Genomic DNA, 19496 nt, shown 5'->3' with positions numbered 1-19496 from the left:
ATCTTAACTAGACTTTTGTCCTACAAACTGTTGTGTTTTTAATTTAAACAATACATTAAACGTGGTTAAGCTTCCGTAAATACGTGTAATATATTGCTGCAAATCTATTTTTTCCTGTTCATCCAAGTTGCTGGAGTTTACTTTTTGTTCCATAACCCGCAAACGATCCCGCACCATGGTGATTTTATGGAAAAATGTATCAATAGGTATTTCACTTGCTTTTAAACTGGTATCACCCGGCTCCAATATAAGTTTGCCGCCCTTCCATTTGTCAGCAATTGGGACTATTTCTGTGACATCGCTCCATTTTTTAAGGATTTCGGTTAGGCTACGTTCCACATCAAAAAAACTAACCGTATCCACATCATCTTCAGCAGCTTCAATAATTTCAAACTCTGAATCTAAATCAATGGTTTCCAAACCGCTTTCAATAAAAGTCACCCAGTAATGTTTTGATGATACATTGGTCACAACGCCTTTTCCGTAATCTGCATGTTTGATCCTAGAGCCTATTCCTAATATCTTCATATTTATTTTTTTAAATTCATATCACAATGATACTAAACTTTCGATAAAAATTCTTTATAAAAGCATTAAATCAAAAACAAATAGAATATTAAATAATTGTTAAAAACTGCTATTTAAAAAATCTTCACAACCTGTTTTTTTAAAGGGTATTGCCCATTAATAATTTCAAAATAAAGACACAGACCCACCTAAAAAAAACTCTCTTAAAAAAATAAACAAATTAATTTTGTTGTGGTATTAAAAAAAAAGGGGTGTTCACAAAAAACATCCTAAAAGCCTGTAAATTGTTGTGTTTTAAACCCTTTGCAACTTTAATTTAAATAGCATAATTTAGTGAAAAACCTATAAAAATTCAGTCTATGAAAAAAATTTGCTACTGTTTGTTTTTGTTAGCTAGTATTACCTTAGCAAACAATAATATTGATTTAAGTAATTCTGATCCTCAGGTAGGTGATGTCTTGATTATTAATAAAACCAATGCTAACGGTTATAAGCACATTTTCTTTCCTAACTTAAATATTATATCCAAAAGAGGTGGCTTAGCCAATTACAATATTGTTGAAGGAAATCACGCCATAATCAAAAAGGTTGAAACCAATAAAATTGGGGATGTTTATGTCCATTTAGTGAGAAAGAACGGTAAAAAATTCTTTGGTTGTATAAAAAAGGTAAGAGCTAACTATACAAAATCATTGGAAAGTGGTGAATTGTCAATATTAAAAACTTAAATTAAATATTCTTTCTGAAATGCTCTGGTATATCAGAGCATTCTTTATTTAATCTATAAAAAATGCTGGATTGACTTAACAAAAATTTAGCAACTAAAATTGTACCTTTGCACTTTTGCTGATTTATGAGCCATTTTGAAGAACATATTGAGGTTAAAGGCGCTAGAGTGCATAACCTTAAAAATATTGATGTCACCATTCCCAGGGAAAAACTAGTGGTTATCACAGGATTGTCTGGCAGTGGTAAATCCTCTTTGGCTTTTGATACCATTTATGCTGAAGGCCAACGTCGGTATATAGAAACCTTTTCAGCCTATGCAAGACAATTTTTAGGAGGTTTGGAACGTCCTGACGTTGACAAGATTGATGGATTGTCACCAGTTATTGCCATTGAGCAAAAAACAACCAGCAAGTCACCACGCTCTACGGTTGGAACCATTACGGAAATCTATGATTTCTTACGGTTGTTATATGCAAGGGCAAGTGATGCCTATAGTTATAACACTGGCGAAAAAATGGTAAGTTATAGTGATGAGCAAATCAAGGAGCTCATCATCTCTGATTTTAAGGGAAAACGCATCAATATATTGGCACCCGTTGTACGTTCCAGAAAAGGGCATTATAGAGAACTTTTTGAGCAAATTGCCAAGCAAGGTTTTGTTAAAGTAAGAACCGATGGTGAGATTAAAGACCTTACCAAAGGCATGAAACTGGACCGATACAAAACCCATGATATAGAAATAGTAATTGATAGATTGGTTATTGATAGTACGGCTGATAATGACAAACGCTTAACGGAATCCATCAATACGGCCATGTACCATGGAGAAGATGTGCTTATGGTAATAGACCAAGACACACAACAAACCAGATATTTTAGCAGAAACCTGATGTGTCCAACTTCAGGGATATCATACCCAAATCCAGAGCCTAATAATTTTTCATTTAACTCACCAAAAGGTGCTTGCCCTAATTGCAATGGTATTGGCACCCTATATCAAGTAAATGAAAAAAAAATCGTTCCAGATGATTCGCTTTCCATAAAAAATGGTGCTTTGGCACCACACGGCCCTGAAAAAAACAGCTGGATTTTCAAACAACTGGAAACCATAGCGCAACGCTTCAATTTTAAATTAACAGATCCCTACAAAGATATTCCAGAAGAGGCCAAGCACATGATTTTATACGGTGGTAATGAGAAGTTTTCTGTAGAAAGCAAAACATTGGGAGTTACCAGGGATTATAAAATTGATTTTGAAGGTGTGGCTAACTTTATAGAAAACCAATACAAAACAGCCGATTCCACATCGTTAAAACGCTGGGCAAAAGATTACATGGACAAAATAACCTGTCCGGAATGTGAAGGGTCCAGATTGCGAAAAGAATCCCTCTACTTTAAAGTAAACGATAAAAATATTGCAGAGTTGTCGAGTATTGATATTGTTGAACTTGCCAAATGGTTTGACACGTTACAGAATCAGTTATCTGAAAAACAATTAAAAATAGCTGAGGAAATTATCAAGGAAATAAAAGCACGACTTCAGTTTTTATTGGATGTGGGATTAGGGTATTTATCACTTAACAGAAGCTCAAAATCCTTGTCCGGTGGTGAAGCGCAACGCATCAGATTGGCAACTCAAATTGGCTCGCAATTGGTAGGCGTATTATATATTTTGGATGAACCAAGCATCGGGCTGCATCAACGTGACAACAACAAACTTATCAATTCGTTGGTATCCTTGCGTGATATTGGAAATTCGGTCATTGTGGTTGAGCACGATAAGGATATGATTGAACGCGCTGATTATGTTATTGATATTGGCCCAAAAGCAGGAAAGCACGGTGGTGAAATAATCAGTATTGGAACACCTGCAGAATTAAAAACACATAACACCTTAACGGCTGACTATTTAAACGGAACAAAAAAAATTGAAGTCCCAAAAAAACGCCGCAAAGGAAATGGTCATTCCATTACACTTAAAGGCTGCACGGGCAACAATCTAAAAAATGTAACGGTTTCATTTCCGTTAGGCAAAATGATTGGTGTAACAGGTGTTTCCGGCAGTGGAAAATCCACATTGATCAATGAAACACTCTACCCTATTTTAAACGCGCATTATTTTAACGGTGTTAAAAAGCCCATGCCATACAAAAGCATTGAAGGATTAGAACACATTGATAAAGTAATTGATGTTAACCAATCCCCTATTGGAAGAACACCCAGGAGCAATCCTGTAACATATACAGGGACTTTTAGTGAGATACGAAGCTTGTTTGCCAAAATACCAGAAGCCATGATACGTGGTTACAAGGCAGGCAGGTTTAGTTTTAACGTAAAAGGAGGCCGTTGTGAAACCTGTCAAGGTGGCGGATTGCGGGTGATAGAAATGAATTTCCTACCAGACGTTTATGTAGAATGCGAGACCTGTCAAGGTAAGCGGTTTAACCGAGAAACCTTGGAAATTCGGTACAAAGGAAAATCCATTAGCGATGTGTTGGATATGACCATTAATGAAGCCGTGGACTTCTTTGAGCATATCCCTAAAATACATAATAAGCTTAAAACCATTAAGGATGTTGGTTTGGGCTATATTACCTTAGGGCAACAAAGCACCACCTTATCTGGTGGCGAAGCCCAGCGCATAAAATTGGCAACAGAATTGAGTAAACGAGATACCGGAAATACCTTTTATATTCTTGACGAACCTACTACCGGTCTTCATTTTGAAGATATCAGGGTATTGATGTTGGTTTTGAACAAATTGGTTGACAAAGGCAATACGGTGCTTATTATTGAACACAATTTGGATGTTATTAAAACCGTTGACCACATCATTGACATTGGATATGAAGGAGGTAAAGGCGGCGGAAAAATTATTGTTGAAGGCACCCCCGAAGAAGTTGCAACACATAAAAAAAGCTACACGGCACAATTCCTTAAAAAAGAATTAAATTAGCACGTTTTAAATTCTATTTGACATGAGACAAGAACTACATCCAAAAGGGTGGAATGAAGTAAAAACAAACGACTCCTGGGCCATTTTTAAAATTATGGGCGAGTTTGTGAGTGGTTTTGAGAAAATGAGCAAAATAGGGCCTTGCGTATCCATTTTTGGTTCAGCAAGAACAAAGCCACATGACAAATATTATTTGTTGGCCGAAAAAATAGCAAAACGTATAGTAGAAGCTGGTTATGGTGTCATTACAGGTGGTGGCCCCGGTATCATGGAAGCCGGAAACAAGGGAGCTCATCTAGGTGGTGGCACATCGGTTGGCTTAAATATTGAATTACCATTTGAACAACATGACAACCCTTACATAGATTCTGATAAAAATTTGGACTTTGATTATTTCTTTGTTAGAAAGGTCATGTTTGTAAAATATTCACAAGGTTTTGTAGTCATGCCTGGGGGCTTTGGCACATTGGATGAGTTATTTGAAGCCATTACCTTGATACAAACCCACAAAATTGAAAAATTCCCCATTATTTTGGTAGGAACAAAATTTTGGAAAGGCTTATTTGAATGGGTAAAGACAACTCTATTGGCAGAGTTTGGCAATATCAGCGAAAAAGATTTAGACCTCATAAACATTGTTGATACTGAAGATGAAGTCATTGCCATTTTGGATGCCTTTTATAAAGAGTCTGAATTTAGTCCTAACTTTTAATACTACAAGCTTGATTTTATACGTTTTCATTAAAACAAATTATAATCATTAATTTTAGTATCTTGCCGAGCCTATTATCCAGAATATTAACCGTTTTAATGTTTCTTGTCTAAATTGAAGTTACGTTTTTTAAGCTTTGTTATTGTGTGCTTTTTAAGCCATGTCTCTCTAATTGGTCAGAACATCATTGATCTCAGGGCTGTTTTCAATGTTCAAAAAAAACAGATAGCAATTTCGCAAACCATCCAATATCAAAACACCACTAACGATACGCTTCATACTATCTATTTGAATAATTGGGCCAACAGTTACGCAACCAAAAAAACACCCTTGGCACATAGAATGGCAGAAGAATATAAAAATGATTTTCATCTGGCTAAAAATGAAGATCGTGGCTTCTCGGTCATCACTTCCATAAAACAAGACCATAAAGACTTGATTTTTGAAAATTTGCCTGGCCAATTGGATGTGCTTAAAGTTGAACTGGAAAGCCCTTTAAATCCTAACGAATACTATAAAATCAACCTATCGTACATTGTTCAAATCCCCAATGATAAATTCACAAGTTATGGCATCACATCCTCAGGTGATATTAACTTGCGTTATTGGTATGTCACCCCTGCCGTTTATGACGGTAAATGGCATTATTTCAGTAACAAGGATTTAGATGATTTATATATTCCAAAAGCAGATGTATCCATTGAAATAGTATGTCCAAAAAATTATATTGTTACTTCAGAATTAAATACAAATAAAGCTATTCAAAGCATTAATAATCAAACTATTAAACTTGAAGGAAAAAATAGGATTAACACCAAATTGTTTTTAAGTAAAAAGTCTGATTTTAATACTATTGAAGGTGATGATTTTGCCATTGTTTCTAACATTAAAGACCCTAATTTGGCCGTTTTGGACAAGGTTTTGATCAATGAGAAAATCACAAAATTTCTTATTGATAACCTTGGAGAATACCCACATGAAAAACTACTTTTAACGGACATAGATTACAAAAAAGATCCTATTTACGGTTTAAATTTCCTTCCAAAGTTCATACATCCCTATCCTGAAAATTTTCAGTATGAATTGAAGTTGGCAAAAGTAGCTTTATATAATTATTTAGAAAACACCTTACTTGTCAACCCAAGAAAGGATCAATGGTTGTTGGATGGCCTTCAGATATATTTCCTTATGAAATATGTTGAGGAAAATTACCCTGATATGAAATTCTTAGGGTCATTGGCCAATTTTTGGGGTGTTCGCGCTTTCCATGCCGCTGATTTGGATTTTAATGACAAATACACCCTAGCCTATTTAGCAATGGCCAGAACCAACAGGGACCAACCACTAACCATGGCTAAGGATTCCTTGTTGAAATTTAACAAGAGCATTGCCAACAAATACAAAGCTGGTGTTGGATTGAAATATCTTGATGATTTTATTAATTCCAATGTTTTAGAAACAACCATTCATTCCTTTTTAGAAAAAAACAAATTAAAGGAAATCAAGGCCAAGGACTTTGAAATCTATTTAAAAAGTAAAACCGATAAGAATATCGATTGGTTTTTTAATGACTACTTAAGCACTAGAAAGAAAATTGATTTTAAAATAAAAGATGTTATAAAAACGGATGATTCCGTGACCTTAACCATAAAAAACAAGGTTGACAATAACATGCCCATATCATTATATACATTAAATGATGATAGCATTGTTTCAAAAACATGGATTGAAAACGTATCAAAAAGCAAGACCATAACAATACCTAGGCATGATGCCAATAAATTGGTTTTAAACTATGAAAACGTCATTCCTGAAATCAATTCAAGAGATAACTGGAAATCATTAAAAGGGTTCTTTTTTAATAATAAACCATTGCAGTTCAGGCTTTTTAAGGACATTGAAGATCCAAATTACAATCAGGTTTTTTTCATGCCCATTATAGAATACAACAATATTTACGATGGATTGGCGCTGGGCATCAAAACATATAACAAGACACTTCTTAGAAAACATTTCAATTATAAAATTGAGCCAAAATATTCCTTGAAGTCAAAATCCATTACAGGGCGAGTAAACATCTACAACATACATGATTTTGAAAACACAGACCTATATTCGTTAAATTATGGAATTCGCTCAAGCTATGACTCATACGCACCAAACTTATTTGTCAGGCAAATTACGCCCTATCTGTCCTTTTTCTTCAGGGAAGACGAGGATTTCAGATCCAATAAGAGGAAGGCCATCTATCTCAGGTATTTAGATATCAATAGAGATAAAGATATCAATAACATTTTAAATACCGATGAACCAAACTATAGCATTTTTAACCTAAGGTTTGTTGATTCAAATGATAATCTAATCCACTATGACAGTTGGTATATTGACCTTCAAATAGCCAAAAAATTCAGTAAGCTTTCTTTTGATTACGAATACAGACGCTTGTTTGAAAATAACAGGCAATTGAACATGCGCTTTTTTGCGGGAACGTTTCTTTCAAACACAAATAATATAGATTCTGATTACTTTAGCTTTGCCTTGGACAGGCCAACAGATTATTTATTTGATTATGCCTATTTAGGTCGGTCTGAATCCACAGGGATTTTCAGTCAACAATACATTGATGCAGAAGGCGGATTTAAATCAAAACTACAACCTCCTTTTGCAAACCAATGGATTTCCACTCTCAATGTAAGCACTACTTTGTGGAAATATGTATTGGCTTATTCAGATGTTGGTCTAGTTAAAAATAAATTAAACAATCCTAAATTTGTTTATGATTCGGGTATAAGGGTCAATCTAGTAACAGATTATTTTGAGATTTATTTTCCAGTCTATTCCAATTTAGGTTGGGAGGTTGGGCAACCACATTATGACCAAAAAATACGTTTTAAATTTACAGTCGACCCAAAATCATTATTTGGATTATTCAGAAGACGCTGGTATTAAAAGTGTTAATTTTTTGAAAAATAATTTGATTTTTTGAGTTTTTATTGTATTAAAATCAATCAAAACGCTTAAAAAAATAGTATTGTTAAGAATCCCTTAATAACCCTTAATAATAATTATTGTAAAACCCATAAACTTTACCTAAATTTGTCGAAAGTGTAAACCAGCCATTTCATATGCAAACAATTCCAGATTTGAAAAACAACATGTCATTTGAAGACTTTAAAACAGAAGTCTTAAATGATTATAAAATTGCTGTGACAAGTCGTGAATGCAGTTTACTGGGCAGACGAGAAGTCTTAACAGGCAAAGCAAAGTTTGGAATTTTTGGTGACGGAAAAGAAGTTCCGCAATTAGCAATGGCGAAAGCTTTTTTTAAGGGTGATTTTCGCTCGGGTTATTATCGTGACCAAACTTTTATGATGGCCCTAGGTGAACTAACCATTGAACAGTTTTTTGCAGGATTGTACGCCAACACCGATTTAGAACTAGAACCTATGTCTGCTGGACGTCAAATGGGAGGCCACTTTACAACGCATAGTTTGGATGAGCATGGTAATTGGAAAGATTTAACCAAACAATACAACTCAAGTGCCGACATCTCTCCTACTGCTGGGCAAATGCCCAGATTATTAGGCTTGGCACAAGCATCTAAGATTTACAGAAACGTTCAAGGAATTGATGCAGACAATTTTTCAATAAACGGTAATGAAGTAGCTTGGGGAACCATTGGCAATGCCAGTACCAGTGAAGGGTTGTTTTTTGAAACCATTAATGCCGCAGGAGTTTTACAGGTTCCCATGGTAATTAGTATTTGGGACGATGAATATGGCATTTCTGTACATGCAAAACACCAAACAACAAAAGAAAACATATCAGAAATATTAAAAGGGTTTCAACGTAGCTCTGATAAAAATGGATATGAAATCCTTCGTGTGAAAGGATGGGATTATGCCAACTTGGTTGAAACTTATCAAGAAGCTGCTGCCATAGCACGGGAAGAACATGTTCCTGTATTGATTCATGTATTGGAACTCACCCAGCCACAAGGTCATTCTACTTCAGGTTCTCATGAACGCTACAAAACCAAGAATCGTTTAAATTGGGAAACAGAGCATGATTGCAATGCCAAAATGCGAGCTTGGATGATTGAAAGCGGAATTGCTACCAATGAGGTCTTAACAGATATAGAACGAACTATAAAACGAGAAGTTAGAGACGGCAAAAAAGCTGCTTGGGATACTTTTTTAGCGCCTGTAATCAAAGATAGGCAAGAACTTGCTACGCTTTTAACCGCTTTGGCTTCTAAAAGTAGAAATGCAGATTATATCATCAAAGCCAAAAACAGCTTATTGGCACTTGAAGAACCAACCAGAAAAGATGTGCTTTCAACGGCCAGAAGAGTACTGCATCATAACATTGACAACGCTTCCATTGAAAGAGATAATCTAGCCAATTGGATTAACAAAAACTTTAAAGAAACACAACCAAAATTTAGTTCTCACTTATATTCTGAAACCGATAAATCAGCCAAAAACATCAAAGAAGTTAAAGCAACTTATGATGTAGAATCCCAATTGGTAGATGGCAGAATCATAATCAGGGATAATTTTGATTTTATTTTTAATAAATATCCAGAAACCTTGATTTTTGGTGAAGACACTGGTCATATAGGTGATGTTAACCAAGGCCTAGAGGGACTTCAGGATAAATATGGTGAATTACGTGTTGCTGACACCGGTATTCGTGAAGCTACTATAGTTGGTCAAGGCATAGGCATGGCTATGCGAGGTTTGAGGCCTATAGCAGAAATTCAGTATCTGGATTATCTAATGTATGCCTTACAGATAATAAGTGATGATTTGGCTACCTTGCATTACAGAACCAAAGGACGCCAAAAAGCACCGTTGATAATTAGAACCCGTGGTCACCGATTGGAAGGTATTTGGCATTCAGGCTCACAATTGGGTGGTATTTTAAATTTAGTAAGAGGAATTCATGTCTTGGTTCCAAGAAATATGACCAAAGCTGCCGGATTTTACAATACGCTTTTGCAAAGTGATGAGCCCGCTCTGGTAGTAGAATGTCTTAACGGTTATAGGCTTAAGGAAAAAATGCCCAACAATATTGGTGCATTCAAAACCCCAATTGGTGTAGTTGAAACCGTAAAACATGGCAATGATATTACCTTGGTTTCCTATGGATCAACCCTTCGCATTGTGGAGCAAGCCGCAAAAGAACTGCAAATGGTTGATATTGATGCTGAAGTGATTGACATACAGTCTTTATTGCCATTTGACATCAATCATGATATTGTAAAAAGCATTTCCAAAACCAATCGGGTTTTGGTCATTGATGAAGATGTTCCAGGTGGCGCATCGGCCTATATTTTAAACGAAATATTGAACACACAAAATGCCTATCAATTTTTGGACAGCCAACCTAAAACACTGACCGCTAAGGAACATAGACCAGCTTACGGAACTGATGGGGATTACTTTTCAAAACCGTCTATTGAAGATGTTTTTGAAGCGGTTTATAACATCATGCACGAATTAAGTCCTAATGACTTTCCAAAATTGAGATAAACAAACATCAACCGGAAAAGCGCTGGAATAATTATTTCATCATTTAAAAATAGACTCTTTGAAAGCCGTTTCTGTAGCAACCATAAAAAAAGAATTGCAGCATCTCCCTTCTGAAGAGCTTACCGAGCTTTGCTTACGCCTTTCAAAATTCAAAAAAGAAAACAAAGAGCTTCTCACCTATTTACTGTTTGAATCCCATGATGAAACGGGATACATAGAGACTGTAAAACAAGAAGTTGATGAGCAATTTGAACTGATTAATATCAATAGTTACTTTTATATTAAAAAGAGTGTCCGGAAAATATTGAGAAGCATCAAAAAATTTGCTCGATATTCCCTTAAAAAAGAAACCGAAGTAGAATTGCTTCTGTATTTCTGCCAAAAACTGATACATTTTAAACCGTCTATTAAGCACAATGTAACGCTTACCAATATTTATGAAAGACAAATACTTCTTATAAAAAAAATTGTTTCAACACTGCATGAAGACTTGCAATATGACTACAAACAGATGCTTGATGAATTAAATGATTAATCGATAAACCTAATATCAACTTTTCTTACTTTTCAAACTTAATATGTAACTTTGTCCTTTCTGGTTTTAGATTTCAAAAAGAGCATGATAAACATTCACGAAAAGACATTACAGGATTTGGAGTTTCCAACTGTTTTACAACAGGTAAGTGAACATTGTATCACGCCTTTAGGGAATGAAAAAGCACTAAAAATTTCACCTTATAAAAATTTGGGTGAACTTAAAGTTGCCTTGCAATTAACCAATGAGTATGTAGCGTCATTGTACAATGAAAATAGAATACCTAATCATGGTTTTGATGCCATTACCAAGGAACTTCAACTCTTACGGATAGAAAACACGTATTTAGAGGTTCATAGCTTAAAAAAAATCGTATCCATTTCATTGACAACCAATGACATTGTTACATTTCTTAAAAAATTTGAAGAGTATTACCCGGCATTAAACAATTTCGCCTCCCATATTGAGGTCACTAAAGCCATTATAGAAAAGGTAGACACTATAGTGGATAGGTTTGGAGATATCAAAGATAATGCATCTGCAACTTTATTTGATTTGCGCCAATCCATCAACAAAATAAAAGGCAAAATAAACCAAAGTTTTGCCACAGCCTTAAATGCCTATCACCAACTGGATTATTTAGATGACATCAGGGAATCGGTTGTTGATAATAAACGTGTGCTCGCTGTAAAAGCTATGTACCGACGTAAGGTTAAAGGTGCTATTATGGGTGGCAGTAAAACCGGAAGCATTGTTTACATTGAACCCGAAACAACCCTTCAATTTTCAAGAGAACTCAATAATTTAGAGTATGAAGAACAAGAGGAAGTTATTCGGATTTTAAAAGAGCTTACCAATTTTATTCGCCCTTTTTTGCCACTGTTACATGACTATCAAAATTTTTTGGTAGAAATGGATGTCATAGCAGCTAAAGCAAAATATGCCAAATCCATGAATGCCATTCTTCCAGAAATCTCAGATGACAGAAATATGGTCTTAAAAGATGCCTACCATCCTCTGCTCTATTTAAGCAACCTCAAGAACAAAAAAACCACCTATCCACAATCCATAGATTTCAATCCAGAGAAACGGGTTATTGTCATTTCAGGGCCAAATGCAGGAGGAAAAAGCATTACACTCAAAACCATTGGCTTATTGCAGGTAATGTTGCAAAGTGGTATGCTCATTCCGGTACACGAACGCAGTAAAGTTTGTATTTTTGATAGAATTTTAAGCGATATTGGTGATAACCAATCCATTGAAAATCATTTGAGCACCTATAGCTACAGGCTCAAGCAAATGAACTATTTCCTAAAAAAATGCAATAAAAACACCTTATTTTTAATTGATGAATTTGGAACGGGAAGTGACCCAGAACTAGGAGGTGCCTTGGCCGAAACGTTTTTGGAGGAATTTTACCATCGGGAAGCTTTTGGAATCATTACGACCCACTACTCTAACCTAAAGATGCTGGCCAATGAAATGCCCTACATGGTCAATGCCAATATGCTCTTTGACGAAAAGACCCTAGAACCCTTATTTAAATTGGTTGTTGGTCAAGCTGGAAGTTCGTTCACTTTTGAAGTGGCTCAAAAAAATGGCATTCCGTTTAGTTTAATCAATCGAGCGAAAAAAAAGATAGAACGTAGCAAAGTACGGTTTGACGCCACCATTGCCAAACTTCAAAAAGAGCGGTCTAAATTGGAAAAAACAGGGGAATCCTTACGACAAAACGAAAAGAAAAAAATTCAGGAAGCAGATAAGTTGGAGGAAATTAATGCCAAAATCCAAAAAAAGTTGGAAAGCTATCAAGAGTTGTACGACAGCAACCAACGTTTGATTTATTTAGGCCAAAAAATCAATGATATCGCTGAAAAATATTTTGAAAACAAGCAAAAGCGTGAGCTTATGGCAGAGTTTTTTAAAATAGTCCAAATAGAAAATTCCAAACGAAAAAAAGTATCCATCAAACAAAAACAGATAATAAAAGCTAAAGAGGAAAAAGTAAAGCTAGAAGCTGAAAAAGTTGTTAGTGTTATAAGGAAAAAGAAAAAAGCAGCAAAAGAGAAAAAGATTGAGGCACCGAAACCAAAACCCATTTTAAAAATTGGAGACCGTGTACGGATGGAGGATGGTCGTGCTATTGGCAGCATTGATAAAATTGAAAAAAACAAAGCCGTTGTTAATTATGGTATGTTCACAACTAATGTGAGTTTGGAACAGTTAGAATTGGTTGAAGCCAAAAAATGATTGAACTTCCCAAACATAAAAAGCTAATCTTATTTGATGGCGTTTGCAATCTTTGCAACAGCTCGGTACAATATGTTATAAAGCACGACAAAAAGAATGTTTTTATGTTTGCCGCTTTACAAAGTGAATTTGGAAAACAATTTATAAAAGACCATCACATTGATACAAAAAAAACTGATTCAATTTTGTTGTACACTTCTGAAGATGGTATAAGTTATAAATCCACCGCAGCTTTAAAAATAGCGTATTATTTAGGGTTTCCAAATAGTTTGATGAGCGCATTTTTAATTGTTCCTGCTTTTATCAGAAACTGGGTATATGATTATATCGCCAAAAACCGGTACAAATGGTTTGGTAAAAAAGAACAGTGTATGATTCCTACACCAGACTTAAAAAGCAAATTTTTGAATTAGAGTTACTCTGGCACTAGACTTCCCCACTCTGTCCAAGAGCCATCATAAACAGAGATGTTTTTATATCCAGAAATTTCAGCTCCCAAAGCCAAAACACAAGCTGTAATTCCCGAGCCACACGAAAAAACCAAAGACGTCTCTTTGTTGGCTAATTTTTTAAATTTAGCTTCAATAACGTCACTAGATTTTAGAACATTATCATCTAATAAATCCTCAAACGGTAAATTAACAGAGTTTGGTATGGTTCCACTTCGCAATCCAGCTCTTGGTTCTGGAACCAAGCTTTTAAATCTGGCTTCAGAACGCGCATCAATAATGATGTGTGATTTTGTTTCTGAAACTCGTTTAACATCATTAAAAAACATCATAAGTTCAGGTTTATAATGCGCTTGGAAATCACCTTTATTAAATTGTGATTCTTGTTTTAACTCCGTTTTATAACCTGCTTGAATCCATGCGGGCAATCCGCCATCTAAAACAGCCACACTGTTGTGTCCCATAGCTTTAAATAACCACCATGCTCTTGCACTTGAATAAATACCTTTATCATCATAAACTACAATAGCACTATCCTTATTGATTCCCAAAGCTTGAGCCGATTTAGTAAATTGTTCCTCTGAAGGAAAAGTTGTTGGAAATGGTGCAGATGTATCACTGAACGCTTCTTTTAAATCAAAAAAACGTGTGTTTGGTATTTGAATGTCAGATTTAGAATCGTCAGGACCACCAACCTTTTTGATGCTGGCATCTAAAATGATTACATTTTCAGCATTTAAATTGGCATGAAGCCATTCCACAGATACAACTGGTTCGGAAATTATCAATTTTGACATATTTAAGAATCTAAATCAAAGGTTTCTGTTGGATCTTTGTCTGCATGGTAATCCAACATGTTTTCACCATCTGCAATGATGGAGCATACCGTGGCGTCACCTGTTACATTTACCACCGTTCTGAACATATCTAAGATTCTATCAACAGGAAAAATAATCGCTATCCAAGCAGGATTTAATCCCACAGAATCCAATACAATGATAAGCATTACCAATCCCGCGCTAGGTACTGCGGCAGATCCAATTGATGCCAAAGTTGTAGTAAGCACGATGGTTAATTGCTGGCCGAAGGTTAAATCTATCATGTGCAATTGTGCTAAAAAAATCACGGCAACAGCTTGGTATAAACTGGTTCCATCCATATTGACCGTAGCTCCAATAGGCAACACAAAACTACTTACTTTTTTATCAACACCTAAGTTTTGCTCCACGCATTCCATAGTTACGGGCAATGTAGCTGCACTACTGGAAGTTGAAAATGCCAAGGTTTGCGCAGGGCTCATGGCCTTAAAAAATCCAGTATATGGAATCTTTTTTACAAACCCTTTTAAAATACTTGGATATACAATGAAGATCATTAATAGAAGGCCTATAAGCACCGTTAATGAGTACCAACTTAAGCCTTTAAATATTTCAATAACTTTTCCAATATCATCACCGGCCATTTTGCTTACCACACCAGCCAATAAAGCAAATACAAAAAATGGTGCTGCTTGCATTACCAAATCCACCATTTTTAAAAACACTTCATTGATTCCATCTACTAAGTTTAAAACAGGTTGCGACTTGTCATTTGGAATAAACAATAAACAAACTCCAAAAAATATAGCAAAAAAGATGATTTGTAGCATCAATCCATTATTGGAAAGCGAATAAAAAAAGTTATCCGGTACAATATCCACCAACGGTTGTAATGGCGATGTTTCCTTGCGTTTATTGGCTTTTTCCAACTTATCTGAGACCGATGCCTCTTTCAATTCGGCATGGGATAATTTTGAGATTTCCTGGGCCCGCTCAAAAAAAGCAGGATCTTGCAAATAGTTTATGCCATCTTTTATTTGATAACCTTGGGAACTGGCCCAAATTTCATAACTAATCCTATTATCAATCCTGCTTTGTTGGTCAATCAATTTACCCGGTTTAATGGTATTGACCAGCAAAAGACCCAGGGAAATGGCCATAACCGTGGTAATAAGATAGATGAGCAGGGTCTTGCCCCCCATTCTTCCTAAACTAGCTGGGTCACCTATATTGGCAACCCCACTGATAATAGAGAACAACACTAACGGAACAGCTATCAATTTCAAAAGATTAATAAAAATAGTACCAAATGGATCAATCCAGTTTATGGTAAAGGCACTCCACCCTAAAGTACTTGACAATAGAGCCCAAATGATACCGAGTATCATACCGATTAGGATTTTCCAATGTAGTGCAAGATTTTTCATAGATTGTTGTTTTGTATAATTTTAATAGCCCTGATTGAGGCTTTGATGGAGCTCTTTTTGGTTACAAAAAAGCGACTGCCGAAAGCAGGAAATAGCTACAAAAAAGAACGTTACAATTTCGTGACCTTGTTCTGCAACAAGTAATCGGCAATGACCAATGCTGCCATGGCTTCTACAATTGGCACAGCACGTGGAACTACACAGGGGTCATGACGACCTTTACCGTGCATTTCAACCACATGTCCTTCGCTATCAATGGTTTCTTGGTTTTGCATAATGGTTGCAACTGGTTTAAAAGCTACACGAAAATAAATATCCATGCCATTGCTAATACCGCCTTGAACACCACCAGACAAATTTGTTTTAGTGCTTCCGTCTGCATTAAATATATCATTGTGCTCGCTGCCTTTCATTTTGGCACCACAAAATCCACTGCCATATTCAAATCCTTTTACAGCATTTATGGATAGCATGGCTTTGCCTAGCTCGGCGTGTAACTTATCGAAAACCGGTTCGCCCAAGCCTGCTGGTACGTTTTGAATGACACAGGTTACGGTACCACCAATGGTATCCCCTTCTTTACGAATTTCCTTGATCCTATTAATCATCCGCTCTGCAACAGCTTCATCTGGACATCTCACAATGTTGGATTCAATTAAATTGAAATCCAGTTCTTGATAAGGCTTTTCCAGAAAAATATCACCAACGGATGAGACAAATGCATGTATTTTAACGTCTTTTAAAAGTTGTTTGGCAATGGCTCCAGCCACAACGCGACAAGCGGTTTCGCGAGCTGAACTACGGCCACCTCCCCTGTAATCCCGTATACCATATTTTTGGTCATATGTGTAATCGGCATGACTGGGCCTATAAACATCTTTAATGTGTGAATAGTCTTTTGATTTTTGGTTGGCGTTTTCAATGATAAAACCAATGGATGTCCCGGTTGTTTTACCTTCAAAAATTCCTGATAAAAACTGAACGGTATCGGGTTCCTTACGCTGTGTAACAATCTCTGATTGCCCAGGTTTTCTTCTGTTTAGTTCTTTCTGAATTGCTTCAATATCTAAAGTCAAGCCTGATGGGCATCCATCAATAATGCCGCCCAAAGCCGTACCATGTGACTCACCAAACGTGGTAAGATTAAAGAGTTTTCCGAAGGAATTTCCAGCCATAAATCAATTATTTTGCGCTAAAGTAAATCTATTCTGAGAGAAACAAAAATTGAAACACCCTATTTCAAGAAAAAACACATAGTTTTTTAAGGAAATTTGATAAAGTCTTGATATTGTTTTTAAAAAGTAGGCTTCTACAAATCAGGAGTTAACAGATTATATTTAATACTTCGGCACAAAAATCTATACCAAAATTAAATATTAATAAAATTTTGGCGTTATTTTTGTTTCATGACATGACAATATCAAAAAAAAATCTTTTTTGATATTTGAACCGTATATTAAATAAACAAAAACTACAAACTTATGAAGAAATTATTTTTAATAGCCATAGCGTTTATTGGCTTTACAACAGTATCAAATGCACAAGACATTTCAAACAATGCCATTGGATTACGATTAGGAGATAGTGATGGTTTTGGTTCAGAAATTTCATACCAACATGCTCTTGGAACTGCAAACCGTTTGGAAGTTGATTTAGGATGGAGAAATGGCAATGACTACAGTGCCTATAAACTCACTGGATTATACCAATGGGTATTCCCTTTGGACGGTTCTTTTAACTGGTATGTTGGAGCTGGTGGTGGCATAGCATCTTTTGATGGTAAAAACCAATTAAACGGTGTAAGTGACACATCTATTTTTGCTGCCGGTGATATTGGTATTGAATATAATTTTGATATACCATTGATGCTTTCTTTGGATTTTAGACCAGAATTTGGCAATAACGATTTTACCGATAACACGGTTTTTGATATTGCTTTAGGTATTCGATATCAGTTCTAAAATTATCTATAAACATAAAAAAAGTGCCAAATTTGGCACTTTTTTTATGTTTGAACATTACCTATTAGATTATCAATAGAACTAACAAAATAATGATAATGGCACCTGTTGATATAAATATCCCTCGAGTACCAGATCGTTTTATTGTTTTTTTTATGTCTCTTACCTCTCGCCTGAGTTCTCGTTTTTCAGAAGATGTTAAATCAGACTTATCCATATCCTTAATCTCATTTAAGCGATCAATCATATTTTTAATGTCTTTAGGGATTTCTGTTGCTGGCTTTTCCATAGCCATCGGATTTTTTTCGGAAGCCATGGCCGTACTAGGACAAACACTTAATAATAAAACTATTATTAAATAAAATACTGGTTTTTTCATATCGTTTTTATTTAAAATGTTAGTTAACAATTTTAAATATACAACATAAAAAATTAATAATTAAAACCACAAACCTATTTATGCCATCAAGCATTTAGCCAAAGTGTCTTCATAAATAGCTTCATATTGAGGTACAATCTTATGAAGATCAAACTTTAGTGCTTCTTTTCTGGCACTAGCTTTAAAAGCTTCCAATCTGTTTTGGTCGCTTAAAATATAAAGGGCGTTTTTTGTCATGTCATCAACGTCACCAACATCACTTAAAAACCCCGAAACACCTTGAATATTGACCTCTGGTATGCCGCCCGTATTACTTGATATAACCGCAACACTTGATGCCATGGCCTCTAGGGCAGCCAATCCAAAACTCTCTGTTTCAGAGGGCAATAAAAATAAATCACTAAAGCTTAATATTTTATCAATTTCATTACTTTTCCCAAAGAAAATAACTTTATCGGAAATGCCCAATCTCCTACATTGCAATTCAATATTCTCTCGTTCAGGGCCTTCTCCAACCAACATGAGTTTGGCTGGGATTTCTTTCTGAATATTATAAAACACCTTGATGACATCTTGAACACGCTTTACGGGTCTCAGGTTACTGATGTGTGTGATTATTTTTTCTTTATCATCTGCCATCATGGCGCGTTGGCAATCCTTGAAAGTGTGATTATACTTGTCTAGATCTATAAAATTAGGAACAACCGTAATATCATTAGTAATATCAAACAATCGAAGGGTGTCTTCCTTCAAGCTTTGTGAAACGGTAGTTACCGCATCCGATTTATTGATACTAAAGGTAACGGCCGGTTTGTAAAAAGGATGGCTTCCAACCAATGTAATGTCAGTTCCGTGAAGCGTCGTGACTATTGGAACATCAATGCCTTCTTCATGCAGCATTTTTTTTGCCATATACGCAGCGTATGCATGTGGAATGGCATAATGAACATGTAAAACCTCAATTTTATGGAGTTTTACCATATCCACCAATTTGCTTGACAAGGCCAATTCATACGGTTGATATAAAAATAGGGGATATTCAGGCACGGTAACCTCATGATAGTGCACATGATTGCTTAATAGTTCCAATCTAACCGGTTGGTTATATGTAATGAAATGAACCTGATGGCCTCTTTTTGAGAGTTCAATACCAAGTTCGGTTGCCACAACGCCACTTCCGCCAAACGTAGGATAGCATACAATACCTATTCTCAT

General features: G+C 35.6%; 15 protein-coding genes. 9 read left to right on the top strand and 6 right to left on the bottom strand.

The genetic code is table 11. The annotated features are described in order from the left end of the window. Window positions 1-3 precede the first annotated feature (3 nt). The gene (locus IEW94_RS11850; protein ID WP_188653282.1) at window positions 4-528 is read right to left on the bottom strand and encodes a DUF8685 domain-containing protein; all 525 of its coding nucleotides are present in this window, start codon (window positions 526-528) and stop codon (window positions 4-6) included. 359 nt (window positions 529-887) lie between these two features. On the opposite strand from IEW94_RS11850, the gene IEW94_RS11845 reads away from it, so the two are divergent. From IEW94_RS11845 to IEW94_RS11810, 8 genes are all read left to right on the top strand, one after another. Beyond that, window positions 888-1256: a hypothetical protein gene (locus IEW94_RS11845; RefSeq protein ID WP_188653280.1), complete on the top strand. Its 369-nt coding sequence runs from the start codon at window positions 888-890 to the stop codon at window positions 1254-1256. Between the two features lie 125 nt (window positions 1257-1381). Beyond that, complete coding sequence (gene uvrA, locus IEW94_RS11840; protein WP_188653278.1) at window positions 1382-4213, top strand: excinuclease ABC subunit UvrA; 2832 nt, start codon at window positions 1382-1384, stop codon at window positions 4211-4213. A 22-nt stretch (window positions 4214-4235) separates the two neighbouring features. After that, entirely contained in the window at window positions 4236-4925 is a 690-nt protein-coding gene (locus tag IEW94_RS11835; protein WP_188653276.1) for an LOG family protein, read from the top strand. A 105-nt stretch (window positions 4926-5030) separates the two neighbouring features. After that, the gene (locus IEW94_RS11830; protein WP_229669515.1) at window positions 5031-7874 is read left to right on the top strand and encodes a gluzincin family metallopeptidase; all 2844 of its coding nucleotides are present in this window, start codon (window positions 5031-5033) and stop codon (window positions 7872-7874) included. 176 nt (window positions 7875-8050) lie between these two features. Beyond that, window positions 8051-10462: an alpha-ketoacid dehydrogenase subunit alpha/beta gene (locus IEW94_RS11825; RefSeq protein WP_188653274.1), complete on the top strand. Its 2412-nt coding sequence runs from the start codon at window positions 8051-8053 to the stop codon at window positions 10460-10462. 58 nt (window positions 10463-10520) lie between these two features. After that, a complete protein-coding gene (locus IEW94_RS11820; RefSeq protein WP_188653272.1) occupies window positions 10521-10997 on the top strand; it encodes a hypothetical protein in 477 nt (158 codons plus the stop codon). Between the two features lie 84 nt (window positions 10998-11081). After that, on the top strand, window positions 11082-13247 hold the full coding sequence (locus IEW94_RS11815) for an endonuclease MutS2 (RefSeq protein ID WP_188653270.1): 2166 nt from the start codon (window positions 11082-11084) through the stop codon (window positions 13245-13247). Next, window positions 13244-13660, top strand: coding sequence for a thiol-disulfide oxidoreductase DCC family protein (locus IEW94_RS11810; protein WP_188653269.1), 417 nt, complete (start codon window positions 13244-13246; stop codon window positions 13658-13660). Before IEW94_RS11815 ends, IEW94_RS11810 begins: the two co-directional genes overlap by 4 nt. Window positions 13661-13662: 2 nt before the next feature. Here IEW94_RS11810 and IEW94_RS11805 read toward each other — a convergent pair whose 3' ends face one another. The 3 genes from IEW94_RS11805 to aroC all read right to left on the bottom strand — a co-directional run bounded on the left by IEW94_RS11805 (window position 13663) and on the right by aroC (window position 17116). Next, on the bottom strand, window positions 13663-14493 hold the full coding sequence (locus tag IEW94_RS11805) for a sulfurtransferase (RefSeq protein ID WP_188653267.1): 831 nt from the start codon (window positions 14491-14493) through the stop codon (window positions 13663-13665). 2 nt (window positions 14494-14495) lie between these two features. After that, window positions 14496-15941: a dicarboxylate/amino acid:cation symporter gene (locus IEW94_RS11800; protein WP_188653265.1), complete on the bottom strand. Its 1446-nt coding sequence runs from the start codon at window positions 15939-15941 to the stop codon at window positions 14496-14498. Window positions 15942-16051: 110 nt separating this feature from the next. Further along, window positions 16052-17116 carry a chorismate synthase gene (gene aroC, locus IEW94_RS11795; RefSeq protein WP_188653263.1) on the bottom strand — a complete coding sequence of 355 codons (1065 nt, stop codon included), beginning with the start codon at window positions 17114-17116 and terminating at the stop codon, window positions 16052-16054. Window positions 17117-17422: 306 nt separating this feature from the next. Between aroC and IEW94_RS11790 the strand changes: the two genes are divergently transcribed. After that, entirely contained in the window at window positions 17423-17902 is a 480-nt protein-coding gene (locus tag IEW94_RS11790) for a hypothetical protein (protein WP_188653255.1), read from the top strand. 64 nt (window positions 17903-17966) lie between these two features. On the opposite strand, the gene IEW94_RS11785 is transcribed toward IEW94_RS11790, so the two are convergent. Together IEW94_RS11785 and bshA are read right to left on the bottom strand one after the other, a co-directional pair. After that, window positions 17967-18281 (bottom strand): hypothetical protein, encoded by a 315-nt coding sequence (locus tag IEW94_RS11785; protein ID WP_188653253.1) that lies wholly within the window; start codon window positions 18279-18281, stop codon window positions 17967-17969. A gap of 78 nt (window positions 18282-18359) precedes the next feature. After that, entirely contained in the window at window positions 18360-19496 is a 1137-nt protein-coding gene (bshA, locus tag IEW94_RS11780) for an N-acetyl-alpha-D-glucosaminyl L-malate synthase BshA (RefSeq protein ID WP_188653250.1), read from the bottom strand.

Source organism: Yeosuana aromativorans, from assembly GCF_014646655.1.
Classification (GTDB): Bacteria; Bacteroidota; Bacteroidia; order Flavobacteriales; family Flavobacteriaceae; genus Yeosuana; species Yeosuana aromativorans.
This window is presented reverse-complemented; position numbering and strand designations above follow the sequence as displayed.

Bases quoted from the DNA above. Each gene is read 5' to 3' on its own strand.
- IEW94_RS11850 (WP_188653282.1), bottom strand. From the start codon at position 528: ATGAAGATATTAGGAATAGGCTCTAGGATCAAACATGCAGATTACGGA.
- IEW94_RS11845 (WP_188653280.1), top strand. From the start codon at position 888: ATGAAAAAAATTTGCTACTGTTTGTTTTTGTTAGCTAGTATTACCTTA.
- uvrA (WP_188653278.1), top strand. From the start codon at position 1,382: ATGAGCCATTTTGAAGAACATATTGAGGTTAAAGGCGCTAGAGTGCAT.
- IEW94_RS11835 (WP_188653276.1), top strand. From the start codon at position 4,236: ATGAGACAAGAACTACATCCAAAAGGGTGGAATGAAGTAAAAACAAAC.
- IEW94_RS11825 (WP_188653274.1), top strand. From the start codon at position 8,051: ATGCAAACAATTCCAGATTTGAAAAACAACATGTCATTTGAAGACTTT.
- IEW94_RS11815 (WP_188653270.1), top strand. From the start codon at position 11,082: ATGATAAACATTCACGAAAAGACATTACAGGATTTGGAGTTTCCAACT.
- IEW94_RS11810 (WP_188653269.1), top strand. From the start codon at position 13,244: ATGATTGAACTTCCCAAACATAAAAAGCTAATCTTATTTGATGGCGTT.
- IEW94_RS11805 (WP_188653267.1), bottom strand. From the start codon at position 14,493: ATGTCAAAATTGATAATTTCCGAACCAGTTGTATCTGTGGAATGGCTT.
- IEW94_RS11800 (WP_188653265.1), bottom strand. From the start codon at position 15,941: ATGAAAAATCTTGCACTACATTGGAAAATCCTAATCGGTATGATACTC.
- aroC (WP_188653263.1), bottom strand. From the start codon at position 17,116: ATGGCTGGAAATTCCTTCGGAAAACTCTTTAATCTTACCACGTTTGGT.
- IEW94_RS11790 (WP_188653255.1), top strand. From the start codon at position 17,423: ATGAAGAAATTATTTTTAATAGCCATAGCGTTTATTGGCTTTACAACA.
- IEW94_RS11785 (WP_188653253.1), bottom strand. From the start codon at position 18,281: ATGAAAAAACCAGTATTTTATTTAATAATAGTTTTATTATTAAGTGTT.
- bshA (WP_188653250.1), bottom strand. From the start codon at position 19,496: ATGAGAATAGGTATTGTATGCTATCCTACGTTTGGCGGAAGTGGCGTT.